Annotated in this window: 30 protein-coding genes; 10 read left to right on the forward strand and 20 right to left on the reverse strand. The window is 70.9% G+C overall.

Going from position 1 to position 25,428, the window contains the following annotated elements:
* Positions 1–3 precede the first annotated feature (3 nt).
* Complete coding sequence (locus SK571_RS33055) at positions 4–759, reverse strand: DUF4142 domain-containing protein (protein ID WP_319988025.1); 756 nt, start codon at positions 757–759, stop codon at positions 4–6.
* Positions 760–855: 96 nt separating this feature from the next.
* Here SK571_RS33055 and SK571_RS33060 point away from each other — a divergent pair, with 96 nt between their 5' ends.
* Positions 856–1,344 (forward strand): MarR family winged helix-turn-helix transcriptional regulator, encoded by a 489-nt coding sequence (locus tag SK571_RS33060; RefSeq protein WP_319988026.1) that lies wholly within the window; start codon positions 856–858, stop codon positions 1,342–1,344.
* Here SK571_RS33060 and SK571_RS33065 read toward each other — a convergent pair.
* The 5 genes from SK571_RS33065 to SK571_RS33085 all read right to left on the reverse strand — a co-directional run bounded on the left by SK571_RS33065 (position 1,291) and on the right by SK571_RS33085 (position 4,326).
* Entirely contained in the window at positions 1,291–1,848 is a 558-nt protein-coding gene (locus tag SK571_RS33065; RefSeq protein WP_319988027.1) for a TetR/AcrR family transcriptional regulator, read from the reverse strand. The genes SK571_RS33060 and SK571_RS33065 overlap by 54 nt on opposite strands.
* Before the next feature lie 9 nt (positions 1,849–1,857).
* Complete coding sequence (locus SK571_RS33070) at positions 1,858–2,286, reverse strand: SRPBCC domain-containing protein (RefSeq protein WP_319988028.1); 429 nt, start codon at positions 2,284–2,286, stop codon at positions 1,858–1,860.
* 112 nt (positions 2,287–2,398) lie between these two features.
* Positions 2,399–3,463 (reverse strand): CU044_5270 family protein, encoded by a 1,065-nt coding sequence (locus SK571_RS33075; protein ID WP_319988029.1) that lies wholly within the window; start codon positions 3,461–3,463, stop codon positions 2,399–2,401.
* Entirely contained in the window at positions 3,456–4,046 is a 591-nt protein-coding gene (locus SK571_RS33080) for an RNA polymerase sigma factor (RefSeq protein ID WP_319988030.1), read from the reverse strand. Before SK571_RS33080 ends, SK571_RS33075 begins: the two co-directional genes overlap by 8 nt.
* A 70-nt stretch (positions 4,047–4,116) precedes the next feature.
* A complete protein-coding gene (locus tag SK571_RS33085) occupies positions 4,117–4,326 on the reverse strand; it encodes a hypothetical protein (protein WP_319988031.1) in 210 nt (69 codons plus the stop codon).
* Positions 4,327–4,403: 77 nt separating this feature from the next.
* Between SK571_RS33085 and lexA the strand changes: the two genes are divergently transcribed.
* Positions 4,404–5,063 carry a transcriptional repressor LexA gene (gene lexA, locus SK571_RS33090; RefSeq protein ID WP_319988032.1) on the forward strand — a complete coding sequence of 220 codons (660 nt, stop codon included), beginning with the start codon at positions 4,404–4,406 and terminating at the stop codon, positions 5,061–5,063.
* Between the two features lie 25 nt (positions 5,064–5,088).
* Here the strand turns inward: lexA and SK571_RS33095 are convergent, their stop codons facing one another.
* Positions 5,089–5,982, reverse strand: coding sequence for a LysR family transcriptional regulator (locus tag SK571_RS33095; protein WP_319988033.1), 894 nt, complete (start codon positions 5,980–5,982; stop codon positions 5,089–5,091).
* A 56-nt stretch (positions 5,983–6,038) separates the two neighbouring features.
* Here SK571_RS33095 and SK571_RS33100 point away from each other — a divergent pair, with 56 nt between their 5' ends.
* Positions 6,039–6,698, forward strand: a complete 660-nt coding sequence (locus tag SK571_RS33100) for a type 1 glutamine amidotransferase domain-containing protein (RefSeq protein ID WP_319988034.1) — start codon at positions 6,039–6,041, stop codon at positions 6,696–6,698.
* A gap of 38 nt (positions 6,699–6,736) precedes the next feature.
* Here the strand turns inward: SK571_RS33100 and SK571_RS33105 are convergent, their stop codons facing one another.
* Positions 6,737–8,317, reverse strand: a complete 1,581-nt coding sequence (locus SK571_RS33105; RefSeq protein ID WP_319988035.1) for a DUF6297 family protein — start codon at positions 8,315–8,317, stop codon at positions 6,737–6,739.
* Positions 8,314–8,919, reverse strand: coding sequence for an ABC transporter ATP-binding protein (locus SK571_RS33110; protein ID WP_319988036.1), 606 nt, complete (start codon positions 8,917–8,919; stop codon positions 8,314–8,316). The genes SK571_RS33105 and SK571_RS33110 overlap by 4 nt, the downstream gene beginning before the upstream one ends.
* 89 nt (positions 8,920–9,008) lie before the next feature.
* On the opposite strand from SK571_RS33110, the gene SK571_RS33115 reads away from it, so the two are divergent.
* Genes SK571_RS33115 through SK571_RS33125 form a run of 3 tightly spaced genes read left to right on the forward strand, consistent with a single transcriptional unit; the run spans position 9,009 to position 11,256 of the window.
* Positions 9,009–10,166 carry an LLM class flavin-dependent oxidoreductase gene (locus SK571_RS33115; RefSeq protein ID WP_319988037.1) on the forward strand — a complete coding sequence of 386 codons (1,158 nt, stop codon included), beginning with the start codon at positions 9,009–9,011 and terminating at the stop codon, positions 10,164–10,166.
* On the forward strand, positions 10,163–10,585 hold the full coding sequence (locus tag SK571_RS33120) for a MarR family winged helix-turn-helix transcriptional regulator (protein WP_319988038.1): 423 nt from the start codon (positions 10,163–10,165) through the stop codon (positions 10,583–10,585). Before SK571_RS33115 ends, SK571_RS33120 begins: the two co-directional genes overlap by 4 nt.
* Complete coding sequence (locus SK571_RS33125; protein WP_319988039.1) at positions 10,585–11,256, forward strand: CE1759 family FMN reductase; 672 nt, start codon at positions 10,585–10,587, stop codon at positions 11,254–11,256. The genes SK571_RS33120 and SK571_RS33125 overlap by 1 nt, the downstream gene beginning before the upstream one ends.
* Here SK571_RS33125 and SK571_RS33130 read toward each other — a convergent pair.
* Positions 11,253–12,083 carry an SDR family NAD(P)-dependent oxidoreductase gene (locus SK571_RS33130; RefSeq protein WP_319988040.1) on the reverse strand — a complete coding sequence of 277 codons (831 nt, stop codon included), beginning with the start codon at positions 12,081–12,083 and terminating at the stop codon, positions 11,253–11,255. The genes SK571_RS33125 and SK571_RS33130 overlap by 4 nt on opposite strands.
* A gap of 58 nt (positions 12,084–12,141) precedes the next feature.
* Between SK571_RS33130 and SK571_RS33135 the strand changes: the two genes are divergently transcribed.
* A complete protein-coding gene (locus SK571_RS33135; protein ID WP_319988041.1) occupies positions 12,142–12,795 on the forward strand; it encodes a TetR/AcrR family transcriptional regulator in 654 nt (217 codons plus the stop codon).
* Here SK571_RS33135 and SK571_RS33140 read toward each other — a convergent pair.
* The 3 genes from SK571_RS33140 to SK571_RS33150 are packed head-to-tail and all read right to left on the reverse strand — an operon-like array spanning position 12,792 to position 15,243.
* Positions 12,792–13,541, reverse strand: coding sequence for an ABC transporter permease (locus tag SK571_RS33140; protein WP_319988042.1), 750 nt, complete (start codon positions 13,539–13,541; stop codon positions 12,792–12,794). The genes SK571_RS33135 and SK571_RS33140 overlap by 4 nt on opposite strands.
* Positions 13,538–14,260, reverse strand: coding sequence for an ABC transporter ATP-binding protein (locus SK571_RS33145; RefSeq protein WP_319988043.1), 723 nt, complete (start codon positions 14,258–14,260; stop codon positions 13,538–13,540). The genes SK571_RS33140 and SK571_RS33145 overlap by 4 nt, the downstream gene beginning before the upstream one ends.
* Complete coding sequence (locus tag SK571_RS33150) at positions 14,257–15,243, reverse strand: ABC transporter substrate-binding protein (protein WP_319988044.1); 987 nt, start codon at positions 15,241–15,243, stop codon at positions 14,257–14,259. Before SK571_RS33150 ends, SK571_RS33145 begins: the two co-directional genes overlap by 4 nt.
* A gap of 54 nt (positions 15,244–15,297) precedes the next feature.
* Between SK571_RS33150 and SK571_RS33155 the strand changes: the two genes are divergently transcribed.
* Positions 15,298–16,821 (forward strand): FAD-dependent monooxygenase, encoded by a 1,524-nt coding sequence (locus SK571_RS33155; RefSeq protein WP_319988045.1) that lies wholly within the window; start codon positions 15,298–15,300, stop codon positions 16,819–16,821.
* Between the two features lie 4 nt (positions 16,822–16,825).
* Complete coding sequence (locus SK571_RS33160) at positions 16,826–17,341, forward strand: hypothetical protein (RefSeq protein WP_319988046.1); 516 nt, start codon at positions 16,826–16,828, stop codon at positions 17,339–17,341.
* Here the strand turns inward: SK571_RS33160 and SK571_RS33165 are convergent.
* The 6 genes from SK571_RS33165 to SK571_RS33190 form a co-directional block, all read right to left on the reverse strand.
* Positions 17,326–17,700, reverse strand: coding sequence for a YciI family protein (locus SK571_RS33165; RefSeq protein ID WP_319988047.1), 375 nt, complete (start codon positions 17,698–17,700; stop codon positions 17,326–17,328). The genes SK571_RS33160 and SK571_RS33165 overlap by 16 nt on opposite strands.
* A gap of 283 nt (positions 17,701–17,983) precedes the next feature.
* Entirely contained in the window at positions 17,984–19,732 is a 1,749-nt protein-coding gene (locus tag SK571_RS33170; RefSeq protein ID WP_319988048.1) for a GMC family oxidoreductase, read from the reverse strand.
* Complete coding sequence (locus SK571_RS33175; RefSeq protein ID WP_319988049.1) at positions 19,729–20,007, reverse strand: hypothetical protein; 279 nt, start codon at positions 20,005–20,007, stop codon at positions 19,729–19,731. Before SK571_RS33175 ends, SK571_RS33170 begins: the two co-directional genes overlap by 4 nt.
* Positions 20,008–20,058: 51 nt before the next feature.
* Positions 20,059–20,391 carry a putative quinol monooxygenase gene (locus SK571_RS33180; RefSeq protein WP_319988050.1) on the reverse strand — a complete coding sequence of 111 codons (333 nt, stop codon included), beginning with the start codon at positions 20,389–20,391 and terminating at the stop codon, positions 20,059–20,061.
* Positions 20,388–20,657 (reverse strand): hypothetical protein, encoded by a 270-nt coding sequence (locus tag SK571_RS33185; protein ID WP_319988051.1) that lies wholly within the window; start codon positions 20,655–20,657, stop codon positions 20,388–20,390. Before SK571_RS33185 ends, SK571_RS33180 begins: the two co-directional genes overlap by 4 nt.
* A gap of 2 nt (positions 20,658–20,659) precedes the next feature.
* Positions 20,660–20,833 (reverse strand): hypothetical protein, encoded by a 174-nt coding sequence (locus tag SK571_RS33190; protein ID WP_319988052.1) that lies wholly within the window; start codon positions 20,831–20,833, stop codon positions 20,660–20,662.
* Between SK571_RS33190 and SK571_RS33195 the strand changes: the two genes are divergently transcribed.
* Positions 20,823–22,787, forward strand: a complete 1,965-nt coding sequence (locus tag SK571_RS33195) for an MDR family MFS transporter (protein ID WP_319988176.1) — start codon at positions 20,823–20,825, stop codon at positions 22,785–22,787. The genes SK571_RS33190 and SK571_RS33195 overlap by 11 nt on opposite strands.
* Here the strand turns inward: SK571_RS33195 and SK571_RS33200 are convergent.
* Positions 22,784–25,402 carry an AfsR/SARP family transcriptional regulator gene (locus tag SK571_RS33200; protein WP_319988053.1) on the reverse strand — a complete coding sequence of 873 codons (2,619 nt, stop codon included), beginning with the start codon at positions 25,400–25,402 and terminating at the stop codon, positions 22,784–22,786. The genes SK571_RS33195 and SK571_RS33200 overlap by 4 nt on opposite strands.
* Between the last annotated feature and the right edge of the window lie 26 nt (positions 25,403–25,428).

A 25,428-nucleotide genomic window follows, 5' to 3' on the forward strand; every position in this document is an offset into this window, starting at 1 on the left:
GCACTACGGGTGCATCCGCCGACTGCTCCGGCCGCTCGTCCAGAACCAGAGACCGGCCACGAACAGCGCCAGCACGCCGAGCCCGACCGCGCCGCCGGGAAGGCCGTCGTCCTGCGGTGGCTGCTGCTGGGAGTACTGCGGGGCGGGCCTGGGAGTGGCGGGCGCGACCGAGGACGGCTGCGCGACCAGCGCCAGCGGAATCGCCTCGGTGTCGTTGAAGTCGACCTTCCCGGTGGCTTCGAGCACCGTCATGTGGTCGAGCACGGTGTCCATGCAGACCTTGGCGTAGTCGCGGATCGCGGTGTTGCGCGTGCCGGTGCGCACGGTCGCGAGAAACTTGTAGACGCCACCGTGCGCCGCCCTCAGCCGATTCGCGAACACGCGGTCGAACTCGGGACTGCGCGCGGGCGCGGCCGCCATCTCGTCCAGCCAGCCCTGCTGCGCCTCGCTGGGCCGCGTCGGCAGTTGCACGTTCAGCACGCGAGCGAGTTCGACGGTGCGCCGGTCGAGGTCGGCGTGGCCGTCGATGAGGTGCCGACTGGCCTCCTGCACCTTCGGGTCGGCCGACTTCTCGAGCCCCATCCGCCCGGCGGGCCCCTCCCACAACCCCGCGAGGGCCACCTTCTGCAGCAGGTCCCGGCCGGCCGGACCCATCGGCCCGAACCGGGTCTGCACGTAGTCGGGCCCCAGATCCTGCTGCGCGAACGCGGGCTGCGCTCCGACCGACAACGCCAGCAAAGCGACGAGGAGTATCCGCATGCCGAGAGGTACGGACAGACCGCGACCCGCCGACCGTTGCACAGTGCAATGTTTATCGTTTCGTTACCGGAGGCAGGGCACTGTAGAACTGAGCGGGTGAGCGACATCGACGACCTGACCGATGCGGTCCTCACCGCGTCCCGCCTGCTGGTAGCCGTGTCGGCGCGATCGCTCGCGGCCGTCGAGGAGACCCTCACGCTGCCCCAGCTCAGGATGGTCGTCCTGCTCGACAGCCGCGGCCCGATGAGCCTCACCGCGCTCGCCGACCTGCTGGAGGTCAACCCGTCCACGGCCAAGCGCATGATCGACCGCCTGATCACGTCCGGCATGGTCGACCGCGCCGCGAACCCCGCGTCGAAACGGGAGGTCGTGGTCGTCGCGAGCCCGGAAGGCAGCCAGGTCGTGCGCGAGGTGATGTCCCGCCGGCGGGCCGAGATCAGCACGATCGTTGCCCGCATGCCGGAGCACCTGCGGCACGGCCTGGTCGAGGCGCTGACCGCGTTCGCCGAGGCCGGCGGCGAGCCGCGCTGGTCAGCCCGCGACGAGGCGCCGGAACGGGCCCGCGACCACGCGGAAGTCGACTGACGGGTCCAGCGCGCGGTGCAGCACCAACCCGTCGATGGCCGCGCCCAACAACAACGCGACCGCGTCGGCGTCCTGAACGCCCGCGGCCCGCAACCACTCGGCGACCCGCGCCCGGAAGTCCGCGACCAGCACCGACAGCCCCGCCCGCAGCTCGGGCAGCCGGTGCGAGGCCAGGAACGCCTCGGCCAGCAGCAACGACTCGGGATCCGTGCCCGTGAAGCGGGACAGGTCCTCGAAGATCCGCTCGACACTCTCGGCCGGCGACACCGTTCCCAGCGCCTGCGCCGACTCGGCCAGCACTCGCGAGGCGAACTGCAGCGCGGCCGTCGACAGCAGCTCCGGCACCGACGAGAAGTGGTAGTGCACGAGCGCCGCGTTGACGCCCGCCCGTTCGGCGACCAGCCGTGTGGTCACCGCACCCCAGCCGACCTCGCCCACGAGCTGGGCGGCGGCGTCGATCAGTTGTTCACGGGTGCGGCGACCGCGGTCGGCTGATTTGGGCACGTGCTCAACTTAGCTTTCGGCCTTCTTCGTGAACGCCTCGAGCACCTCGCCCCAACCGCCTGTGTTGTCCTGCAGAGCCTTCGCGCGCAGCTCCTCCGAGCCGGCGAGCTGCGAGAACCCGCTCTCCACGACCTTCAGCCGGGTCGCCGTGCCCTCGGGCGTGAGGGTGAACTCGACCAGCGTCGTGTTGTCCGCGCTCAGCTCCTGCCCGCCGAACGCGCTGGCCCAGCGGTAAGCCACGTACGTCTGCGGCGTCACGGTCTCGACCTGCACCGGGAAGTCGCCGTACTGCTCGTTCTTGCAGAGGGTCGTCTCCCCCTCGACCGCGGTGCCGGACGGCTGGGAGGCCACCCAGAACCCCGGCTCGGTCACCAGCTGCCAGACCCGTGCCAACGGTGCTTCGATCAGGGTCTCGCGTTCGATCCGGTCCACGCTCACGACAACTCCCAGGTCCGCCAATAAGTGCAACCCCAGAGTTGCACATCCCCCCGAGGATGCGCAACCCCAGGGTTGCATGTCTCTCCCGCACCCCGAACGGCGGGAGAAGGGCCTAGGGGCGGCCGCCCAGCGAGCCCACCACCGCGGAGGTCACCGCGTAGGAGTCGCGGACGGTGCCCTTCTCCAGACCGCCCTCGTGCTCGGGCAGGTCCTCGGCCACGGTCGACCGGCCACCGATGAAGTCGCCGTTCTCCGGGTCGATGATGATCTCACTGAAGTCGTCGCCCTGCTTGACGCCGAGCGCGACGCCTTCCTTGCCGTCGAGGTTGGCCTTCTTGTCCGTGACGACCAGCCCCGGCACCAGCGCGACCGCCCGGAAGATGTTCGCCCGCACGTCGGCCGGGAACTGGCCCGACTGCAGGGCGGTGCGAGCCGACGCCAGCACGCCGGAGTCACCGGTCCCGTTCTCGTCCTTGAGCCTGGCGTAGAGCTCTTTCGGGTCCTTCGGCAACGACGCGATGAACTCCGGCGTGGGGCTGTGGAGCGAGCCGGCGGTGCACCGGTCCGGCTGCCCCTCGGCGAAGTAGGAGTAGTTGCCGCACTCGGCGCGGAACTCCTGGCCGTCCTTGAACGACGTACCGGCGTCCGGCCGGCCGTCACCCTCGTGGCCGTCCAGCCACCTCACAGAGTTGATCTTGTTCCGGAACAGCCACTCGCCGCGGCGGTCGGCGGGAATCCACTCCTCCTGGACCAGGTCGGTCGTCGAGGCGTTCCCGGAACCGAGTTCCACGGTGATGCCCTCGGAGCGGGTGCGCACGTACCGGAACTGGCCGGGCGCCAGCGGGCGTTCGACCACGCGGGACGCCAGGTCGGCGGCCTTGGTCAGCTCCTCGGCGGCGCTCACCGGGTTGCTGCCGACGCCGGTGAGGTCGACGGTCGACGCGGCCAGGCCACCGCCGGTCAGCACGGCCACGGCGGCCGCGGCGGCGAGCCAGCGGGTACGGCGGCGCGGCCGGGTCTCCGCGCCGACGGCGATCGGTTCGGCGCGTGCCTTGAGCGCGGCGGCCAGGGCGTTCCTGCCGGCGGCCACGTCGAACTGGACGGGCTCGTCACCGGCGCGCGAGAGGGCGGCGTCGAGCACTCGGTCGAGGGTCTCGGGCTTGGTGGGCTCAGACATGGCTGTCCTCGGTGAAGTCGTGGGCGGTTGCGGCGAGGCGGGTGCGCAGCCGTGCCCGGCCGCGGTGCAGGCGGGTGCGCACGGTGGCCACCGGGACGTCGAGCGCCACGGCGATCTCAGCGGGCGTGAAGTCCGCCCACGCGTGCAGCAGCAGCACCTCGCGTTCTTCGACGCGCAGTTCGGCGAGCCAGGAGGTGAGCGGTCCGGCGAGCACGTCGGCGTCCGCCGCGGCGCTCACCCGGTCGCCGATGTCGGCCTCGTCGGTGCGGGCCGCGTGCTCCTTGCTCCACGCCCGCAGCTTGCGTTCCTCGGCACGCACGTGGCCGCGCAACAGGTTCGTCGCCACCCCGTAGAGCCACGCCCGCACCGCGTCGGCGTCGTAGGCCTGCCCGGCGCGCTGGTCCCAGAGCACCAGGAACGCCTCCGACACCACGTCCTGCGCGGTGTCGGGGCCGACCCGCCTGGCCACGTAGCGGTGCAACCGCTCGGCCGTCGATTCGTAGAGCTCCAGCAGCGCGGCCTCGTCCAGCACGGCCCGCCCCACTTCTGGTGTCAGCGCCACGGGCGCCGCTTCGGTTCGCACAGACCTACCTGGCCGCAGGGCCCAGGAGCGTTCCCGGCGTGTGCTCACCGCCACATCGTGCGGCAGCCGGTCAGATCTCGCGCGGGTACGGGTGCCGGGCGAAGAACTCGTGGTCGCGCAGCCGCGTCCATTGTGCTCGGTGCCGATCGCGCCCGCACATGAACCGGCCCGCGCGCTGGTCGGTCCCGCCGGTGGTCACCATTCCGGCCGGCACTCCACCGGCGAGCGACTCGATGGCGAGCACCGTCCTGTCGTCCTCTGGCTGTTCCAGCGGGGCCATCTGCGCTCGATCCCGTTGGCGGCAGCAGAATGCGACCACCCGATCGTGTCTGGCAAGCGCATTACTACTATCGACCGATGACCGCCTACGACGATCTCGAGCTCGACACGACGGTGCTGCCGGAGCGCCAGCAGATGATCCTGGTCGCCATTCGCGACTGGGTCGTCGAGCACGGCTACTCCCCCAGCACCCGCGAGATCGGCGAGGCCGTCGGCCTGAAGTCGTCCTCCAGCGTCTCCAGGCACCTGTCGGCCTTGGAGGACAAGGGTTTCCTCAAGCGCGGCGGCTCGGTGACGCGGCCGATGGACGTGCGCGTCTTCCTGAGCGGCGCGCCGATGGCGCCGGGGATGGTCTCCGACGACTCGATCTCGGTGCCGGTCGTCGGTGACATCGCCGCCGGTGCGCCGATCTCCGCCGTCGAGCACGTGGACGAGGTGCTGCACCTGCCGCGCGGCCTGGTCGGCCGGGGCAGCAACGTGTTCGCGCTGCGGGTGCGCGGCGACTCGATGATCGACGCCGCGATCTGCGACGGCGACACGGTCGTGGTGCGGCAGACGCACGAGGCGTACAACGGGCAGATCGTCGCCGCGATGATCGAGGAGGAGGCGACGGTCAAGGTGTACCAGCGCAAGGGCGGCCACGTGTACCTGGAGCCGCGCAACGCCGACTACCCCGTGATCGACGGCGACAAGGCCGTCATCCTCGGCATCGTCGTGTCGGTGCTCAGGAGCGTCTGAGTGCAGTCCACTTAGGACTAATTGCTCAGAGGACACCCCAGTCGCGTGAACGCAGGTGCTCGGCGACGGCGTCGGTGGCCGGCGTGGTCGTGCCGCGGGTGACGACGTAGAGGGTGTTGAGCGGGGGCGCCTCCGGGTGGTGCAGCTGCTCGACGGAACCGGCGGCGAGCGCGGGTTCGGCGAGGTAGCGCGGCAGGGCGGACACGCCTGCCCCGGCGATCACCGCGGCCAGCACGGCGCGCAGGTCGGGCACGGTGACGGCGACGGTGTTCGCCGGACGCGTGCCGAACTCGCTGCGCCAGTAGCGGCGGATGATCGGCAGGTCGCCGTCGTAGGCGACGAGCGGCAGGTGTTCGAGGGCTCGCGCGGGGTCCGTGGCCAGCACGTCCTGGTCCACGGTCCTGGCCAGCAGGGGTGGCCCGACCAGCAGGAACTCCTCGTCGGTGACCGGTGTGGCGGTGAATCCCGCGGCGGGGCGCACCGAGGACAGGACCACGTCCAGTCTCGCGGCCCGGAGTGCGGTGAGCAGGTCGCCGGCCAGGCCGAACGTCACCTCGAACCGAAGGCCCCTGCGGGTCAGCGGGGCGAGTGCGGGCAGGCCTCGCACGGTCATGAACTCCGCGGCTCCCCCGATCCGGACCGTGCCTTCGAGGGTTCCGCCGGGGTCGAGCGCGGTGCGGAGCTGGTCGACGTGCTGGCCGACGCGGCGGGCCAGGTCGTCAGCACGGGGTGTGGGCGTGACCCCGCGGCTGCCCCGCACGAACAGCGGTTCGCCCAGTTCCTTCTCCAGCTTGGCGAGCTGGCCGCTGACCGCGGGCTGGGTGAGCCCGCGCCTGGTGGCCGCGCTGGTGAGCGAGCCGCCCCGGTAGATCTCCAGGAACGTCGCCAGCAGATCCAGGTCCGTCAACTTCGCAGCCATAAGTCATCTTATAGCTCATCCGTCGCGTTCTGCGGATCTGTGATGTCCTGGTCGACATGAAGAAGCTACTGATGGTCGTGTCCGGCGCCGACTCGCTCACGCTGGCGGACGGCTCGGCCCACCCCACGGGGTTCTGGGCGGAGGAGGTCGTCGAGTCCGTGCGCGTGCTGCGGGAGGCCGGTGTCGAGGTCACCCTGGCGACGCCGGGCGGCGTCGTGCCGACCGTGGACAAGGCGAGCCTCGACGGCACGTTCGACGAAGCCGTTGCCTCGCTGGAGGACCTGCGCGCCCCGGCCGTGTTGTCCGATGTGGACGCGAGCGGTTTCGACGCGATCTACCTGCCGGGCGGGCACGGTCCGATGGCGGACCTGGCGTCCGACGCCTCGCTGGGCGCGTTGCTGGCGGACTTCCACGACGGCGGCAAGCTCGTCGCGGCACTGTGCCACGGACCGGCCGGGCTGCTCAGCGCGGTCCGCGCGGACGGCACGTTCGTGTTCGCGGGCAAGGAGATGGCGGTGTTCAGCGACGAGGAGGAACACCAGGGAGGCCTGGACGTCCCCTACTCGGTCGCCGGTCGGCTGACCGAGCTGGGCGCGCGCCTCGCGACGGGTGAGCCGTGGTCGAGCACGGTGGTCGTGGACGGCCGGCTCGTGACGGGTCAGAACCCGCAGTCCACCGTGGCCACCGCCACGCGGGTCGCCGAACTGCTCGGCTGACGCAGGAAGGCGCGGCTCCTCCGGAGGAGCCGCGCCTCCTACAGCGCCAGCTGCACCAGCCCGATCACCGCCAGCAACGCCGGACCGCGGCTGAACTGCGCCATCAGGCCGAGCGGCGTCGGCCCGAACACGCCGAAGTCGATGACCGCGGCACCGAAGTCGACCGGCGGCCGCGTGGCGATCCGGTACACGACGGCCACCGCACCCACCGCCGAGACCAGTGCGTTGACCGCGGACACGTGCGGGGTGAAGGCAGCGGTGACGGCGCACCACAGGATCGCGCCGGCCGCGGGGAACACGAGGTGCGCCAGCCTCAGCTGCCGGTCCGGCAGCCCCAGGGCGCGCCGCATCGCGGGCGAGCGGCACACGAACTTCAGCCCCGCGGCCAGCCGGTCGGTGGCCAGGAACGCGGCGACGAGGTGGACGGCGGGAACGACAGCGCCCTCCCAGCCCACGGACACCAGAGCCGGGGCGGGAAGCAGCGCCGCCCAGACGAGTGCGGCGTTGGGGCTGCGGCGCAACCGAAGCGCATCGGTCCAGGCGAGAACGACGAGCCGCGGACCCCTCAACCGCACCGACTTCACGCGCCCGAGCGCGCGGGCACGGCGTTCGGCCAGCACAGCACCGAGAAGGGCGAGGTCGAACCAGCTCACCGACACCCGCGCCACGCCCGCCACCGCGCCGCCCGCCGCCAGGTCGGACCGCCGCAGGAACCGCAGCGAGGTGGCCGCCACCACCGCCAGGCCGATCGCCACCACCCAGGCAGCGCCGATCACACCGGCCCACCCGCCCAGCGAACCAGGCTCACCCACCAGCCCGCTCAACGAACCCGGCTGGCCCGCCTGCCCGACCGGCGAACCCAGGTCACCCTCCAGCGCGTCCAACGAACCTGGGTGGCCCACCAGCCCGGTCAACGAACCCGGCTCACCCACCAGCCCGCTCAACGAACCCGGCTGGCCCGCCTGCCCGACCGGCGAACCCGGCTCACCCACCCGCGTACCGACCGAATCCGGCCGCACCTCAAAGTCGGCCGGTCCCTGCCCACCACCGGCACCCGCCCAGGACCCCGGCAACCCGAACCAGCCGGGCGGCACCAGCAGCGCCACCACCGCCAGCCCGGCCAGCCCGCTCAACCACCCCTGCGGCCGCACCCGAACCCGTTGCGACACCACGGCACCCGCCACCACGACCACCCCGCAGGCGGCCCCGACCCCCGCCGCGACCAGGGGCGGAACCACAGCCCCCACGACCCCGGACACGACGGCGGTCCAGCCGACACCCACCGCCGCACCAACCACGAGCAGCCAGAAGAACCGAGGCCGCAGCAACGCACCACGCGGCACGGGCGAGCTCAGCACCCAGAACATCCGGTCCGCGCCCGCGAAAACCGGCCCGGCCGCCAGCGCCACCTTCATCAGCACGACGGCGCCCAGCACCGACAACCACAGCGCGGTCCACGCACCCCCTGGATAAGAGGTCTTGGTGAGTCCGGCGTACGCCCAACCGAAGCCGACCAGGCCCACGATCGAGAAGTTGACGAACGGGGCGTACAGCCGCGCGACCTGCAAGCGCCACGGCACCGGGGGCCGCAACCGGCGCCGGACGGCCGCCGCGGTCACAGCGTGACGGTCCGGCACGCCACCGCCTCCACCAGCTCGTGGTCGTGCGATGCGAACACGACGGCCACCCCGGCGGCCTTCTCCGCCAGCAGGCGGGACCGCAGCCAGGTGCGGCCGGCCGCGTCGAGGCGCTGCTCGGGTTCGTCCAGCACGAGCACCGAGCGCGGCCGCACGAAGCACGACGCCATCCCGAGCCGGTGGCGCTGGCCCGAGGACAGGGTCGGGGGCAGCTGGTCCGCCACCGAGGTCAGCCCGACCTCCGCGAGCACCGCCAGGACGTCGGACGAGGATCCGTGCAGCCAGGCCAGCAGCCGCAGGTGCTCCACGACGGACACGTCCGGGAAGTAGTCGGCGTCGTCGAGCAGCGACGCGACGGCGGACCGGACCGCGCCCGACGACTCGTCCATCTCGGCACCGCCGAGCAGCACGCTGCCGGAGTCCAGTGCCTCGGCCCCGACCAGGCAGCGCAGCAGGGTGGACTTGCCCGAGCCGTTCGCGCCCACGACGGCAACGGCCTCACCAGGGCCGACGGTGAAGGACAGGTTTGCGAAAACGGGGACCCCGCCGTAGCTGAAGCCGGCGTCCCCCACCCCCAGCGACATGTGATCAGGGTAGTGGGAATAGGCCGGGCACCCAGGCGTTAGAGTAGATGCAAACGCATAAGTCACTAAGCTTGAAGGAGGCGGGTGCCGTGCAGTTCGGAATCTTCTCGGTGAGCGACATCACCAGGGACCCGGTGAGCGGCGAGACCCCGAGCGAGGCCGAGCGCATCGACGCGATCGTGCAGATCGCGGAGAAGGCCGAGGAGGTCGGGCTCGACGTGTTCGCCATCGGCGAGCACCACAACCCGCCGTTCTTCTCGTCGGCGCCGACGACGCTGCTCAGCCACATCGCGGCCAAGACGCAGAGGCTCATCGTCAGCACCGCCACGACGCTGATCACCACGAACGACCCGGTGCGCATCGCCGAGGAGTACGCGATGCTGCAGCACCTGGCGAAGGGCCGCATGGACCTGATGCTGGGCCGCGGCAACACCGCGCCGGTCTACCCGTGGTTCGGTGCCGACATCCGGCAGAGCCTGCCGCTGGCGCTCGAGAACTACAACCTGCTGCACCGGTTGTGGCGCGAGGACGTCGTGGACTGGGAGGGCAAGTTCCGCACGCCGTTGCAGGGCTTCACCAGCACCCCGCGGCCACTGGACGACCTGCCGCCGTTCGTGTGGCACGGGTCGATCCGCACGCCCGAGATCGCCGAGCAGGCCGCCTTCTACGGTGACGGCTTCTTCGCCAACAACATCTTCTGGCCGAAGGAGCACTACATCCGGCTGATCAAGTTCTACCGCCAGCGGTACGCGCACTACGGCCACGGCACGGAGAAGCAGGCCATCGTCGGCCTCGGCGGCCAGGCGTACATCGCGAAGCGGTCGCAGGACGCGGTCAAGGAGTTCCGCCCGTACTTCAACGAGGCCCCCGTCTACGGCCACGGGCCGCGGATGGAGGACTTCATGGAGCAGACGCCGCTGTCGGTCGGCAGCCCGCAGGAGGTCATCGACAAGACGCTGACCTTCCGCGAGCACTTCGGCGACTACCAGCGCCAGATGTTCCTGATGGACCACGCCGGCCTGCCTCTCAAGACCGTGCTCAACCAGCTCGACCTGCTCGGCGAGGAGGTGGTTCCGGTGCTGCGCAAGGAGATCGAGGCCCGCCAGGACCCCGAGACCGCCAAGCCTCCGACGCACGCCGGGCGTGTCGAGGACAAGTACGGCGACGGTCCGGTCCGCCAGCCCAAGCCGAACGCCAACCGGGGTGACAACGTCACGGGTGGCTCGCCGTACCAGGACTCGAAGTGACCCGAGCCAACGAGGCGTGGGAGTCCCTGATGAAGGCGTACGCCGTGTTGATGAAGCAGTTCAACGCGGAGGACGTCTGGGGCGAGCTGACCATGCGGGAGTACGACGTGCTGTACCAGCTGTCCAAGTGCGACAGTCCACTCAGGATGAGTGAGCTGAACCGCCACGTGCTGCTGAGCCAGCCCGCCCTGTCCCGCATGGTCGACCGCCTGGTCGAACGGGGCTACCTCGACCGCTGCCCCGATCCCGGTGACCGCAGGGGTGTGCGCCTGTCGCTCACCCCCGCGGGCCGGGAGACCCAGCGGGCCATCGGCCGCCCGCACGCACGCAGCGTCACGCGTGCCCTGAGCGTGCTGACGCCGGAAGAACTCGAACAGCTCGCCGCGATCACCGGCAAGCTCAGCCAGAGCGAGGAGTAATGGGCCAGAACTTCCAGCTGGTGGTGGTGTCCGCCGGCACGAGCGACCCGTCGTCCACCCGCCTGCTCGCCGACCGCGTCGCCGGACGGGTCACCACGCTCGCCGGCAAGCGGGGGCAGACCGTCGTCACGAAGGTGATCGAGCTGCGCGAGCTCGCCACCGAGATCGCGAACGCCCTGGTGTCCAACCACATCGGGCCGAAGCTGCAGAACGCCGTCGCGACCCTGCAGCACGCGGACGGCATCGTCGCCAGCACCCCCGTCTACAAGGCGGGCGCGAGCGGCCTGCTCACGTCGTTCTTCCAGATCCTCGACAACGACCTGCTGATCGCGAAGCCCGTCGTGCTCGCCGCGACCGCCGGCACGGCGAGGCACGCGCTCGTGGTCGACGACCAGATGCGCGGACTGTTCGCCTACCTGCGGACCGTCGTGGTGCCGACCTCGCTGTTCGCCTCGACCGAGGACTGGCAGGACAACGGCCTCAACAAGCGCATCGACCGCGCGGCCCTCGAACTGGTGGCGCTCATGACCTCGGGCTTCGAGAAGACCGTGCGCGACGAGTCGTGGGGCAGCTACCAGCACGAGTACGGCAGCGCGGGCGGCACGGAGCTGACGATCGACCTCGACTCCGATCTGATGCGCCTGGCCGCGGGCGGCGGCGCCGCCAACTAGTAGTCCGCGCCGCGCGAGAGCTTCTCGTGCGCGCGCAGCTCCACCAGTGCGTCCTCATGCATCGCAACGGCGGCGTCGTACGCGGCGCCGCCGAGCACGATCCGCCGCGGCGGCACAGGTGCGTTCATCGCGCTGATCACGGCGCGCACACCCCGTTCGGGATCACCCGGCTGCTTGCCGTCCTGGTCCGCGAAGGTCGCGCGAATGCCCTCGACCAGCGGCAGGTACGCGTCCACCGTCTCGCGCACCGGCTCGTTCTGGAAACCCGCGTAAGCCTTGGTGCGGAACGATCCCGGCTCCACGACGAGCACGCGCACGCCGAACGGCTCGACCTCCTGGCGCAGCGTCTCCGACAGCCCTTCGAGCGCGAACTTCGCCGCCGAGTAGTAGCCGAACCCCTGCACGCCGACGAGTCCGGCCAGCGACGACATGGTCACGATCCAGCCGTCGCCGCGCGCCCGCATGCCCGGCAGCACGGCGCGCACCACCTCGACCACGGCGAACAGGTTCAGGTCGAACGTGAGACGGACCGTCTCGTCCCGCGTGCCCTCCACCGAGCCGTACCAGCCCCGGCCCGCGTTGTTGACGAGCACGTCGATCCCGCCGAACCGCTCCTCCGCCGCCCGCACCGCCGCGCGCACCTGCTCGGCATCGGTGACGTCGAGCTCGAGAACCAGCACGCGGTCGCCGTGGGCGGCAGCCCATTCCCGCAGCTCAGCGGGCCGACGCACGGTCAGCGCCACCTGATCGCCCTGTTCCAGCGCGGCCTCGGCGTAGGCCAGGCCGAACCCTCCGGGCGTCCCTCCGGTGATGAACCAGGTCTTCATCAGACTTCTCCTTCCGCTATAGCGCTCAATGTAGCGCTACATAAGCTACTATAGCGACATGCAGAACGCACGGGATCGGCTCCTGCTCGCCGCGGCCGAAATGCTCGACGGTGGCGGCACGGTGTCCACGAGAGCGGTGTGCGAACGCGCCGGCGTGCAGGCACCGACGCTGTACCACCACTTCGGCAGCAAGCAGGGCCTGATCGATGCCGTGCTGAACCACGGCTTCACCCAGTACACGGCGGTCGAGAGCTCCGGCGACCCGCTCGGCGACCTGCGCGAGGGCTGGGACCGCCACGTGCGGTTCGGGTTGGAGCACCCGTCGTTCTACGGGCTGCTGTACGGCCGCGCCGAGCCAGGAAAGCCTTGTGCCGTGACCGCTCCCGCGCACGCAGCACTGCGCGAACGGTTCACCGAGGCTGCCACCCGAGGCCTGCTGAAGGTGCCCGCGGACGACGCGGCCGAACAGGTGCTCGCCGCGAACGTAGGTGTGACGCTGACCCTGATCAGCCAGCCGGAGCCGGATTTCGCGCTGTCCGAACGCGTCCGCGAGGCCGCACTGGCCGGTGTGCTGCGCACCGCCACCGAAACTCCGACCGGCCGGGCGAACGCCGCGCTCACGCTGCGCGCGTTGGTCGCCGAGGACCCAGGCGACCTCACGCCGGGAGAACGCGCGCTGCTGGACGAGTTGCTGGACCGCTTGGCGCGCTAGAGCACCCGGTGCTCCTCCGACCAGGGCACGAGCTTCCGCTCGGCCCAGGTCAGGAGGTAGAAGAGCGCCACGCTGATGATCGCGAGCAGTGCCATCGCCGCGAACGCCAGCGAGGTGTCGGCGCTGCCGCCGGACACCATGATCACGTAGCCCAGTCCGGCGTCGGCACCCACGAACTCACCGATCACCGCCCCGATGACGGCCAGCGTGATCGACACCTTCAACCCCACGAAGATCTGCGGCAGCGCGTGCCACAGGCGAAGCTTGAAGAACTCGTGCGTCCGCGTCGCGTCGAGCGACCGGAACAGCTCGACCAGTTCCTGAGGCGTCGACCTCATGCCGGACGCGGTCGAGATGACGATCGGGAAGAGGCACACGAGCACCACCATCAGCACCTTCGACTCGATGCCGAACCCGAACCACACCACCACGATCGGCGCGATCGCGACCTTCGGCACGGCGTTGAGCGCGACCAGCAGCGGGTAGAACATCCGCTCCAGCACGCTCGACCCGACGATCAGCAACGCCAGCGGCACACCGATCACAATGGACAGAGCGAAGCCGGACACGGCCTCCCACAACGTGACCAGCGTCTGTTCGAGCAGGTAGCCGGGCAGCTCCAGGAACGACGTGACGACGTCGGCCGGCGACGGCACGAGCAGCGGCTCGATCCCGAACACGATCGTCGCGAGCCACCACAAGCCGATGATCGCCAGCAACCCCAGCACCGGCAACGCGGCCTTCATGCCGTCACCAGGAGCCCGCGCAACTCGCGGCTCACCTCGTCCAGCTCGACCTGGCCGAGTGCGCGCGGTCGAGGCAGATCCACCTCGACGACCCGGTGGATCCGGCCGGGCCGCGGGCTCAGCACGACGATCCGGTCGGCGAGCAGCACGGCCTCGTCGATGGAGTGCGTCACGAACACGACCGCGCGCGGCCGCGCGAGCTGAACCCGTTGCAGCTCCTCGGAGAGCTCGGTGCGGGTGATCGCGTCCAGCGCGGAGAACGGCTCGTCCATCAGCATCACCCGCGGGCTCTGGATCAACGACCGGCACAGCGAGACCCGTTGCTGCATGCCGCCGGACAGCTCGTGCGGCAGCCGTTTCCCGAACCCGCCGAGCCCGACGAGGTCCAGCAGCTCGTGCGCACGGTCGCGGTGATCACCCAGCCCGGAGATCTCGATCGGCAGCAGGACGTTGGCCAGCACGGAACGCCACGGCAGCAACGCGGGCCGCTGGAACATGACGGAGACGTCCCGCCGCGGCCTGGTGACCGGCGAACCGGCCACCAGGATCCGGCCCCCGGACGGCGTGAGCAGCCCGGCGACGAGCCGCAGCAACGTCGACTTGCCGCAGCCCGACCGCCCGATCACCGCGACGAACTCGTGCTCGGCCACCTCCAGGTCGATGCCGTCGAGCGCGTGCACGCCGCCGAAGAAGTGCGAGACCTCGCTGACCGTGATCACTCGGGTGAGGCCCCGAAGGCCACGAAGTCACCGGGCGCCAGCGATCCAGCCGGAATCGCACCGGCCTCGGTGAGCGTCCCGAGGACCTTGCCGACCCGCTCCTCGGTGATCCCGCCGACGCGACCGCTGTAGCCGGACGGCTTCACGTACGGCGCCATCAGCCCGACCTCGGCACTGGCCACGCCCGCGTCCTGCGTCGGCTGGTACTTCTTCAGGATCGGCCCGACCTCGTCCGGGTGCTCGATCGAGTACTCCAGGCCCTTGAGCAACGCCGTCATGAAGCCCTGCCCCTGTTTCTTGTCGTTCGCGCGTTCCTTCGAAGCGATCAGCACGTTGCCGTAGAGGTCGGGAACGAGATCGCCGTAGGGCAGCACGACCGCCTTCCTGCCCTTGGCCGCAGCCTCGATCAACGGCTTCCCGACGACGAACTGGCCGATCCCGTCGACCTGCCCGGCCGCGAGCAGCTGCGGCAACGCGGGCGGCGCCGACGGCACGAACTGGACCTTCGCCGGATCGATGCCCGCAGCCTTGGCGTAGACCGGGAACATCACCTGGTTCGTCGAACCGGGCTGGTCACCGATCTTCTTGCCCTCCAGGTCGGCCGGCCTGCTGATCCCACCGCCCTCCAACGCCACGATCGCGGCCAGCGACCGTTGCTGGATCGCCGCCATCACGGAGATCGGCAGCTTCTCCTTGGCGAGGGTGATCGCGGTGGCGGTGAAGTCGGCGATGCCGAAGTCGGCCCGGCCGGTCGCGACCAGCTTCAGGACGTCGACGCTGCCGGTGCCCGGCGTGATCGTGACGTCAAGACCGGCCTGCTCGAAGAACCCCTTCTCCTTGGCCACGTACACGTACGCGTCACGCCCGAACGAGCCGAACGACGTCAGATAGCTGACCTTGGCCGGAGCCGTGTGCTCGGCCGGCGACGAACAGGCCGTCACGGCCAGCGCGACGGCGAGCAAGACTGAAAACGCTTTCCTCATGTTCCCTCCCCCGAAGGCACCCTGATGCTCGAACATAGGGGTCGGGGAGGGTTCATGAACACGTCCGATGGTCCGGTGGCCGTGATCGGCGCCGGTCCGGTCGGCCTGATCACCGCGCTGGGCCTGGTCGCGCACGGTGTTCCGGTCGTCGTCTTCGAGGCCGGGGCCGACCTGTCGAGCGACACCAAGGCGGGCACGGTCCTGACGCGCACGCTGGAGGTGCTGGACCGGTACGACGCGCTGGGGCCGGTGCTGGAGGCGTCGCTGCGGCTCGACGAGATCGGCGAGGTGGACCGGGCGACCGGGACGTCGACCGGGAGCGTGCTGACCTCCGCGCTGGCCGGCGAGACGCGGTTCCCGTTCGTCGTCAACGTTCCGCAGCACGAGCTGGAGCCCGTGCTGGCGTCGGTGCTGGAGGAACGCGCGCCGGGCACGGTGCGGATGAGGCATCGGCTGGTGGACTTCTCGCAGCACGACGACGGCGTCACCCTGCGACTGTCCACTCCGGATGGAATCGTCGCGTTCGAGGCGTCGCACGTGCTGGCCTGCGACGGCGGGCGGTCGACCGTGCGGGAACGGCTCGGCGTCGAGGTCGAGGGGCACACGCTGGAGCAGCGGTACGCGCTGGTCGACCTGGTGTGCGACCTCGACGTCCGCAATCCGCGCGACTACCCGTACCTCGCCTACTTCGGCGACCGCGAGGAGTGGATGGTCCTCGTCCGGCAGCCGCACTGCTGGCGGTTCGTGTTCCCGCTGACGCCCGGCCGGGACGCGCCGTCACCGGACGAGCTGCGCGACAAGGCGCGGCACTTCATCGGCGAGGTGGACTCGGTGGAGGTGCTGGGCAGCAACGTCTACACCGTCCACCACCGGGTGGCGTCGCGGTGGCGCGACGGCCGGGTGTTCCTGCTGGGCGACGCGGCGCACCTGATCACGCCGATGTGGGCGCTGGGACTGAACACCGGCGTGCTGGACGCGTCCAACCTGCCGTGGCGCCTCGCGTGGGTGCTGCGCGGCTGGGCCGGCGAGAAGCTGCTGGAGGGCTACGAGGCCGAGCAGAAGCCGGTGGCCGTGCACGGTTCCGGCGCGATGGCGGAGGCGGCCCGTGCCGTGATGGACCGGCGTTCGGACTCCGTCGCCGGATGGCGGGACGCGATGACCCGGACGTTGCTCGGCGTGCGGCTGGGCGCGGACTGGTCGATGACGCGCTCGGGCCCGCCGCAGGCCGGCGACAGGATCCCGGACCTGCGGGTGTTCGGCCGGCGCGGCCCGGTCCACCTGCACGAGCTGTGCCGCGACTCGTTCGTCGCGCTGCACCTCACCGACGCGCGCCGCCGTCCGTTCCTCCCCGCTGACGGGCCTCCCGGCCTGAAGCAGGTGGTGGTGAGCCGGTGGGACGCGCCGGACCTGCGTTCCCGTGCCTACTTCGATCCCGGCGACACGGTGCGCGAGCGCTTCGGTGACACGGTGGTCCTGGTCAGGCCGGACGCGCACATCGCCCACATCGAACCGTGGACCGCCGCGTCGTGGCGGTCGGTCCAGGACCGCTATCTGCGGGAGGTGCACCTTGCGGGGTGACGTCGTGATCTCACCGTCCGCTGAGGAGATCGTGCTCGTCGACGTCGGCCGGCGCGTGCTGCACGACGATCCGGTGGTCCGCGTGTGGGAGGTGACGCTCGAACCGGGCGAGACCCACCCGTGGCACCTGCACCACAACCCGTACGTCGTGCTCAGCATCGAGGGCTCGGAAGGCCGCATGGACTGGCTCGACGGCAGCGAGCCGCGGTTCATCTCCGAGCACCGCGGCGGTTTCGTGTACCGGCCCGTGTCGCCCGTGCACCGGCTCACGAACATCGGCACGACCTTCTACCGCAACCGGCTGGTCGAGCTGAAGGACCTCGGCGAGAACCTGCCCGAGCCGCTGGACGTCCGTCCCGACGACGTCGGCGTGCGCACGGTCGCGGACGCGACCCCGGACCTGGAGGGGCCGCACGTTCTCGTCGCGTTGGACGGTGAGGACGTGCGGCTCCACCCGGGGGGACCGTGCCGGCTCGACGGCGAGTGGTTCGTCGTCGAACTGGCCTACTTGGCCAGGTAGGGCTCGATGTCCTCCGCCTCGGCGACCCGCCGCACCTCGACCGACATCTCCTCGACGCCCGCGAAGCAGGTGATGTACTCCTCGGCGACGGCGGTGGCCTCCGCGAGGTCCTTCGCGCCGATCAGCAGGAACCCGCCGACGACCTCCTTGGCCTCGGCGAACGGCCCGTCGGTCGACTTGATCGCCGCACCGCGCCTGCGCACCACCGCACCCTGCTGCTGCACGCCCTCGGCGCCGAGCATGACGCCGTCCGCCGTCAGCTTCTCGACGAACGCGTTCATCCGCTCGATGAGCTCGGGATTCGGCTCCCACGAGGCCGGGTCGTCCTCCGGGACCCGGTGCATGAGCATGAACCGCATGTTTCTCTCCTCGTTGTCGACTGGCAGCGTCCGCTGCCACCCCTGCGTCGATCGGCGTCACGGAGCTTTCGACATTTTCGCCATGATGGCCCGGTGAGACTTTCGCGGCTGGTCGTCCCCCTGCTCGGCATGTGGCTGTTCGGCAACCTCTACGAACAGATCGTGTGGAATCCGCAGCTGCTGGCGGACCCGCGGCCCGGCTCGCTCGTGGGCGTGTTCGCCGCGGGCAGCCCGATCTACTACTACCTGCCGTGGGCGCCGCTGGCGGTGGTCCTGGCCGTCGTCACGCGTGCGCCCAAGCCCGCGCTGGGCGTTCGGCAACGGCGTCGTCATCATCGCGGTGGCGGCCGCGATCCTGCTGGTCCGGCGAGCGCGGCACCGGTCCCGTCCGGCACGTGGCGACGAGGTGGTCCGCGGTGCGCAGGACCAGGGCGGCCATCGTCAGCGACGGGTTGGACGTGCCGAGCGACGGCATGCTGCCGCACCCCACCGCGTACAGGTTCGGGTGGTCCCAGCAGCGTTGCCACTGGTCCACGACGGAGTCGCGCGGCGAGGCGCCCATGACGTGCGTGCCACCGCCGTGCCCGGCTCCCCAGTACCGCAGCGGTTCCCCGTCGTGCTCGAAGTACCGTTCCTCGTCGGGCTTGTACGAGGTGTGGTCGTCGGCGCCGAGCATCTCGAAGATCCGGTCCGAGACCCGTTTCGCGGCCAGCAGGCCGTCCTTCACGTAGTCGGACAGTCCGTAGTGGATCGACGGGCGCGGGTTGCCGAGCGGGTCGCGGTGCGCGTGGTCGAGCGTCACGCGGTTCGCCGGGTCGGCCTCCTGCTCGATCTCGAACTGGAGCGTGAACTGACGGCCGACGCGGTCCGCCACCGCCTCTCGCAAAGCCTTGCCGCGCAACCCCGCCGCGGCGAACTCCGCGGTGTCGGAGTCGGGACTGCCGGCCGACCAGCCCCAGCCCCAGTTGCCGATCTCTATGCGGAACGGCGCCCGCGCGCCGCGTTCGGGACCACTGCGGAAAGCCTCGATGCCCGTCGTCGAGCCCGGTCCGCGGAACGGGCCGATCGCCTGCGGCATCAGCGCCCACGTCAGCAGCGCGGGGTGGTCCATCAGGTTGCGGCCGACCTGGTCGCTGCTGTTCGCGAGCCCGGACATGAGCAGCAGCTTGGCGTTCTCGATGGCGTGCGCGGCGAGGACGACGACGTCCGCCTCCTCGTCGTGCCGGGTGTGCCTGCCGGACGTGTCGTCCTCGTAGCGCTGGTAGCTGACCTTCGTGACGCGCCCGAACTCGTCGGCGTGCACCCGGTTCACCACGCAGCGCGTGCGCAGTTCGACGTTCGCGGGCCACCGCTTCTGCGTGCGATGCGGTGTGTACTTGGCGTTCTCCGGGCAGACCGGCACGCAGCTCGCGTAGCCGGTGCACCGGTGCCCGTCCGGCTGATAGCCGCTCACGGGAACCCCGTTGCGCGCCTGCGGTGTGCCGACGACGAGCAGTTCGCGGCCGTCGATGCTCGCACCGTCCACAACGGACGCGATGGCGTGGTCGAGGTACGTGCGGGGCAGGGCGTGCATGGGATAGCGGTAGCCGTCCGCGACGGGCAGGTGCTGCCGTTGCTCGTCGGCGTCGGCCGCGATCCCGATCTCCCACTCCGCGGCCCGGTACGAGGGTTCCAGGTCGGCGTAGCTCAGGGGCCAGTCCCGGCCGCGCCCGAGGTCGGCGGTGTGGAAGTCGTCGGGGTGCATCCGGGGTGTGATCCCGGTCCAGGCGGTGCCGGTGCCGCCGTTCATCCGCAGGTACGGGCTCGAGTAGGCGAACGGCCCGGTGTTGATCAGGTAGTCGCTGGACGGCGCGGCGGCGGTCCTGCGGTAGGGCTTCAGCGGTGACTTGACGAGCGCCGTGCGGAACCTGCCGACCGCGTCGTCGTTCACCTCCGCGCCCGCCTCCAGCACGAGCACGCGGAACCCGTTGTCCCCCAGCACCTTCGCGATGAGCGAGCCGGCGAACCCCGCGCCGACGACCACGGCCCTCACCGGGCGCTGCTCCGGGGTCTCTGCTCCCAGCTGCCGAACCCGGGACCCCGGGTGCCCGGCGGAGCGACCCCGACCGCCTTCCACGCCAGGCCCTCGGCGTAGGCGCGCTCGTCCGGGATCACCCCTCGCCAGACCCCCGTGTACCAGAGCTGGATGATCTCGTTCTCCGTCGCGCCGCCGGCCAGCGCGCGGTACTGCTCGACCAGTCCGGTCGACCTCAGCTCCTCCGCCGAGAACCCGGTCAGCTCGGCGGACAACTCCACGAAGGCGTCCATGGCGCCATCCTGGGCGGAGGAACCACCTGCGCCAAACGATCCGGGCAAGGCTCACCCGCGTGGCGCAACCTCCATCTCGCCGAGCTCCGACCAGTCGTCCTGCTCGACCATCTGGCTGACGATGCGCGGCGTCTCCGCGAGGTACTGCGGCAGTTCCGCCTGGGCGGCCTTGAAGTGGTCCGACTGCACGTGGGCCCCACCCGCGTCACCGTCGCGGAACGCCTCGACCAGCACGTACTCGTTCGGGTCGTCGAGGCTGCGCGACCAGTCGAACCACAGGCAGCCGGGTTCGGCGCGGGTCGCCTCGGTGAAGCTCCTGCTGATCTCGGGCCAGGCCTGCGCGTGCTCGGGCAGGACGCGGAACTTGGCGGTGATGAAGATCAAGACGGCCTCCTTCGGGTGATCTCTCCCGAGCCTAGGACGGCTCGGTGACCGGGACCAGCGAGCCGTCCGGCCCGATCGTCATCCGCCGCATGCAGCACGACGTCGTCCGGCGGGCTCTCCGCCGTGAAGCCGAACATCTCCAACGCCACCGAGTCCGCGAGTTCGCACTGGTCGTGCGGCTCGGCGTGGTGCGACCTGAGCAGCGTGCCGTCCACCGACCACTCGGCGAACGCCAGCCATCCCGAACCGGAGTGCTGGGCGAACACCTTCAGCGGACGCTCCCCACGAACTCCAGGACGTGCTCCGGCACACCACCGCCTCGCAACGCCGCCCGCACGTCGCCGAACGCCACCAGCGCGGCCTTGGCCCCCATCGTGTTCCTCCCCCTGCGAGCCGGCCCGACCTGCGCGACCATCGCCTGCGTGCCCGAGATGATCGACACCCGCAGGCGGAACCTGGTCGTCGCGGCCGTCCTGCTCGCCATGCTGCTGGCAGCTCTGGACCAGACCATCGTGTCCACCGCGCTGCCCACGATGGTGGCCGACCTGGGTGGCGGCGCGCACCTGTCGTGGGTGGTGACGTCGTACCTGCTCGCCGAGACGATCATGACGGTGCTGATCGGCAAGTTCGGCGACCTCTACGGGCGCAAGAAGACGTTCGTCATCAGCGTCGCGCTGTTCCTGGTCGGGTCGTTCTTCGCGGGCTGGTCGGAGTCGATGGGCATGCTCATCGCGTTCCGCGCGGTGCAGGGGCTGGGTGCCGGCGGGTTGATGGTCACCTCGACGGCGATCATCGCGGACGTCGTGCCGTTGAAGGAACGCGGCAAGTTCCAGGGGTTCGCGGGCGCGGTGTTCGGCATCGCGACGGTCGCCGGGCCGTTGCTCGGCGGGTTGTTCGTCGACCACCTGAGCTGGCGCTGGGCGTTCTACGTGAACATCCCGCTCGGCATCGCGGTGGTGCTGGTGGCGATCGCCGCGCTGCCCACCACCAGGGCGGAGGGCCGCCCGAAGATCGACTACGTCGGCATCGCGCTGATCGCGCTGGCGGCGACCGGGCTGACGCTGGTCACGAGCTGGGGCGGCACCGAGTACGCGTGGACGTCACCGACGATCCTGTGGATGGCGGCCGGCTCGATCGTGCTGCTGGTCGCGTTCGTGCTGGTGGAACAGCGGGCGGCCGAGCCGATGCTGCCGATGAGGTTGTTCCGCAGCAGGGTGTTCACGGTCTCGGGCATCCTGAGCTTCGTCGTCGGGTTCGCGATGCTCGGAGGCATCACCTACCTGCCGATCTACCTGCAGTACGTGCGCGGCGAGTCGGCCACCGCATCGGGGCTGTGGATGCTGCCGCTGATCGCCGGGCTCATGGCCACGGCGCTGCTCACCGGCAACACGATCAGCCGCACCGGCAAGTACCGGATCTTCCCGCTGATCGGCTCGGTCGGGCTCACCATCGGCCTGTTCCTGCTGTCCCTGCTGGACGCGTCGACCAGCTACTGGGAGATGGGCGCGTTCATGATGGTGCTGGGCGCGGGCATCGGCCTGGTGATGCAGGTGCCGGTGATCGTCGTGCAGAGCACCACGAACTACACCGACCTCGGCGTCGCCACGTCCGGCATCAGCTTCCTGCGCACGATGGGCAGCTCGTTCGGTGTCGCGATCTTCGGCACGATCTACGCGAACCAGCTGCCGAAACACCTGGTGGTCCCCCAGGGCGTCGACCCGCGCGCCATCGCGAGCCCCGCCGCCGTCCACGCGCTGCCGGACGCCCTGAGGACGCCGATCGTCGCCGGGTACGCCGAGACCGTGCAGATGATGTTCCTGTTCGCCGCGCCGATCGGGCTCGTGGCCCTGGCCGTCGCGTTCTTCCTGCCGCAGGTGCAGCTGCGCGACACGTCCCGTGCCGCCGCGGCCGGCAACAGCGGCGTGGGCGAGAGCTTCGCCGCACCGCCGTCGAACTCCTACGACGAGCTGCGCACACTGGTGTCCACCGTGGTGGCGAGGTCCGACGAGGACCCCGGCCCGGCGGTGCTGCGGCGGTCCGGCGTCGGCCTGCCGCTGGAACAGGCGTGGCTGCTCGGCCGGGTGTACCGCGCGTCGACGGACGACGGCGTGGCCACGCTCGACGAGATCGCGGAGATGACGAAGGTGCCCGGCGGCATCTTCGAACCGACCGCGCAGGCCCTGGTGCGGTCGGGGCACCTGGCGTTCGGCGACGACGGCTACCGCTTCACCGACCGGGGCGCGGACGTCTTCGCCCAGCTCGTGCAGGCGTGGCGGTGCTGGCTGCTCGACCAGTTGGAGGACTGGCACGAGCCGGACCAGCGCGACTTCGGGCAGGCGCTCGACTCGTTCACCGACGAGCTGATCGAGAGCGGCCGCCAGATGAGCCGCGTCTAGAGCCGTGCTTCGAGGGCCGCGGCCTGCGTGTCGCGACCCTGTTCCCGGTACAGCTCCAACGCCCGGACCCACTGCTCGCGCGCCTGCTCGGTCTCCCCCGCCGCAGCGTGCACGTCGCCCAGGTGTTCCAGGACAACGGCCTGCTCGGCGGAGTTGTCCAGCTCCCGGTACAGCGCCAGCGCCTCGCCGTAGTGCGCGACGGCGTCGGCGTGGCGGCCGTCGTGGTGCGCGATGTGCGCGAGGCTGTCGAGGGTGGCCGCGCAGCCCTCGGCGTGTCCGAGTTTGTCGTTGAGGAGCATGGCCTCCTCGCAGAACGTGCGGGCCTCGGCGTAGCGGCCCAGGCAGGCGTAGCGCCAGCCGACCTCGTTCAGCGACTCGGCGACGCGGATCTCCGTCCCGGCCGCGCGGAACTCCTCCAGCGCGGCGAGCGAGTGCTCCAGCGCCCTCTCCAGGTCGCCCACGAACTCCGCCGCCCACGCGATCGCCCGGTGCGCGCCGCCGTGCGCCTCGTGGTCGCCGGTGCCCGCGGCCAGTTCCAGGCCGCGTTCGAAGTGGCTGTGCCCCAACGATGCCCGGCCCATCTCGATGTAGTCGGCGCCGAGACACCTGTGCGCGGTGGACTGCTTGATCGGGTCTCCCAGCGCCTCCGCGGCGCGCAACGCCGTCAGCCAGGCGACGATGTCGTCGGAGGTGCGGCCCCGCCGGAGGTGGTAGTTGTTCAGCGCGCGGCCGATCAGCCACGTCGCGTCGAAGTCCTTGCGCCCCAGCGCTTGTCGCTGTTCGGTCATCAGGCAGGCGTGCTCGGCGTCGAACCAGGCCATCGCCTCCGCGTTGGTGTCGAAGGTGAGCGCGTGGCCGCTTTCGCGCTCCGGCAACACCTTGTGCGGCTCCAGCGTGAGCGCGGCGGCCCGTGCGGTGGCGGCGTAGAAGTCGGCGAGCCGCGACCCCGGATCGGCGGGGAGGTCCGCCGCGTACAGGCCGACCAGGTCGTGCATCCGGTACCGGCCGGGCACGTGCTGCTGCACCAGGTGCGCGTTCTCCAGCTCCCGCAACACCATTCGCGCCCGCGTGACGGGGCGGTCGAGCAGCGCCGCCGCTGCCGCGAGACTCACGTCCGCGGTGCCGGCGGTGCCGAGCAGGCCGAACGCGCGCGCCGCCTCGTCCGAGAGCGCCGCCACGGACCAGGAGAACACCGCCCGCAGGTTCGTGCCGATCTCGCCCGCGTCCAGCGCGTCCAGGGGTTGCTCACGCAGTTCCGCGGCGAACGCGGCCAGGGGGAAGTCCGGTTCCATCGCGGCCCGCGCGGCGACGATCGACAGCGCCAGCGGCAGTCCGCCGCACCAGCTCACCAGGTCGGCGACCACAGCGGGTTCGGCCGCCACGCGCTCGGCGCCCAGCCTCGCCACGAGGAACTCGCGGGCGTCGGCCGCGTGCAGCACGTCCAGCGACACGGACCGCGCTCCGTGCGCGGCCACCAGCCCCGCGAGCTTGAGGCGGCTCGTGACCAGCACCGTCGCGTCGGAGCCGGGCAGCAGCGGCACGACCTGCTCCGTCGAGCGGGCGTTGTCGAGCACCACCAGCAGGCGCCGCCCCGCGACCACGCTGCGGTAGCGCGCGGCCCGTGCGTCCAGGCCCACCGGGATGGTCTCCTCCCCCAGCGCCTCCAGGAACTCGCGCAGCACGGTCTCGGGCGGCGTCGGCTCGGCGGACGGGTCGAAGCCGCGCAGGTTCACGTAGAGCTGGCCGTCCGGGAACTCGTCGAGGTGCCGATGTGCCCAGTGCAGCGCCAGCGCGGTCTTGCCGATGCCGCCCGTCCCGCCGATCGCGGTGATCACGACCGTGCCGGGCGAATCCAGCGCGGCGAGCTCACCGGTGCGACCGGTGAACCACGGGTGCGGTGCGGGCAGCTGACGTGGACCGGCAGGGCGTTCCTCCACACTGCCGACGAGGATCCGCTGGTGCACGTCCTGCAACGGCCTGCTCGGGTCGGCGCCGAGCTCGTCGGCGAGGCGGCGGCGCACGATCTCGTAGTGCCGCAACGCCTCCGCGTCGTTGCCCGACCGGTGCAACGCCAGCATCAGTTGCGCGGCAAGGCGTTCGTCGTGCGGCAGTGCGTCGGCCAGCTGCCGCAACGACGGCAGCAGCGCGGCGTGCCGGCCGTCCGCGAGCGCCACGTCGTTGCGGTCCAGTTCGGCGGCGAGGCGTTCGGCGTGCAGGCTCTCGCGCAGCGCGTCGAACCACGGCGACTCGAGCCCGTCGAGCGCCTCTCCGCGCCACAGCCCGAGTGCGGCGTCGAAGTCGCGATCACGTACAAAAGCCCTGAAGCGGAACAAATCCACTCGTGATGGATCTACTTCGAGCCGATATCCCGCCGGTGAGCGCTCGATGTCGAGATCGAGCAGCTTGCGGAGCTTGGACACGTAGCCGTACAGCGTCTCGCGCGCTCGCAGCGGCGCCCGTTCACCCCAGACGCGGTCGAGCAGCCGGTCGACCGGAACCGGCCGTCCCTCCTCCACCAGCAGCGCGACCAGCACAGACCGTTGCCGGACGTGGCCGATCTCGACCACCTCACCCCGGTCGCGCACCTCGACGGCACCGAGCAGCCCGAACTCCAAGATCACCCCTCAGCCAGTGGATTCAA

It is taken from the genome of Lentzea kristufekii, from assembly GCF_033949925.1.
GTDB lineage: Bacteria > Actinomycetota > Actinomycetes > Mycobacteriales > Pseudonocardiaceae > Lentzea > Lentzea kristufekii.

What these genes read in the sequence shown, in the direction of transcription:
- SK571_RS33055 (WP_319988025.1), bottom strand. Translation starts at nt 759, where the DNA reads ATGCGGATACTCCTCGTCGCTTTGCTGGCGTTGTCGGTCGGAGCGCAG.
- SK571_RS33075 (WP_319988029.1), bottom strand. Translation starts at nt 3,463, where the DNA reads ATGTCTGAGCCCACCAAGCCCGAGACCCTCGACCGAGTGCTCGACGCC.
- SK571_RS33085 (WP_319988031.1), bottom strand. Translation starts at nt 4,326, where the DNA reads ATGGCCCCGCTGGAACAGCCAGAGGACGACAGGACGGTGCTCGCCATC.
- lexA (WP_319988032.1), top strand. Translation starts at nt 4,404, where the DNA reads ATGACCGCCTACGACGATCTCGAGCTCGACACGACGGTGCTGCCGGAG.
- SK571_RS33095 (WP_319988033.1), bottom strand. Translation starts at nt 5,982, where the DNA reads ATGGCTGCGAAGTTGACGGACCTGGATCTGCTGGCGACGTTCCTGGAG.
- SK571_RS33100 (WP_319988034.1), top strand. Translation starts at nt 6,039, where the DNA reads ATGAAGAAGCTACTGATGGTCGTGTCCGGCGCCGACTCGCTCACGCTG.
- SK571_RS33110 (WP_319988036.1), bottom strand. Translation starts at nt 8,919, where the DNA reads ATGTCGCTGGGGGTGGGGGACGCCGGCTTCAGCTACGGCGGGGTCCCC.
- SK571_RS33125 (WP_319988039.1), top strand. Translation starts at nt 10,585, where the DNA reads ATGGGCCAGAACTTCCAGCTGGTGGTGGTGTCCGCCGGCACGAGCGAC.
- SK571_RS33130 (WP_319988040.1), bottom strand. Translation starts at nt 12,083, where the DNA reads ATGAAGACCTGGTTCATCACCGGAGGGACGCCCGGAGGGTTCGGCCTG.
- SK571_RS33135 (WP_319988041.1), top strand. Translation starts at nt 12,142, where the DNA reads ATGCAGAACGCACGGGATCGGCTCCTGCTCGCCGCGGCCGAAATGCTC.
- SK571_RS33140 (WP_319988042.1), bottom strand. Translation starts at nt 13,541, where the DNA reads ATGAAGGCCGCGTTGCCGGTGCTGGGGTTGCTGGCGATCATCGGCTTG.
- SK571_RS33150 (WP_319988044.1), bottom strand. Translation starts at nt 15,243, where the DNA reads ATGAGGAAAGCGTTTTCAGTCTTGCTCGCCGTCGCGCTGGCCGTGACG.
- SK571_RS33155 (WP_319988045.1), top strand. Translation starts at nt 15,298, where the DNA reads ATGAACACGTCCGATGGTCCGGTGGCCGTGATCGGCGCCGGTCCGGTC.
- SK571_RS33165 (WP_319988047.1), bottom strand. Translation starts at nt 17,700, where the DNA reads ATGCGGTTCATGCTCATGCACCGGGTCCCGGAGGACGACCCGGCCTCG.
- SK571_RS33175 (WP_319988049.1), bottom strand. Translation starts at nt 20,007, where the DNA reads ATGGACGCCTTCGTGGAGTTGTCCGCCGAGCTGACCGGGTTCTCGGCG.
- SK571_RS33195 (WP_319988176.1), top strand. Translation starts at nt 20,823, where the DNA reads ATGATCGACACCCGCAGGCGGAACCTGGTCGTCGCGGCCGTCCTGCTC.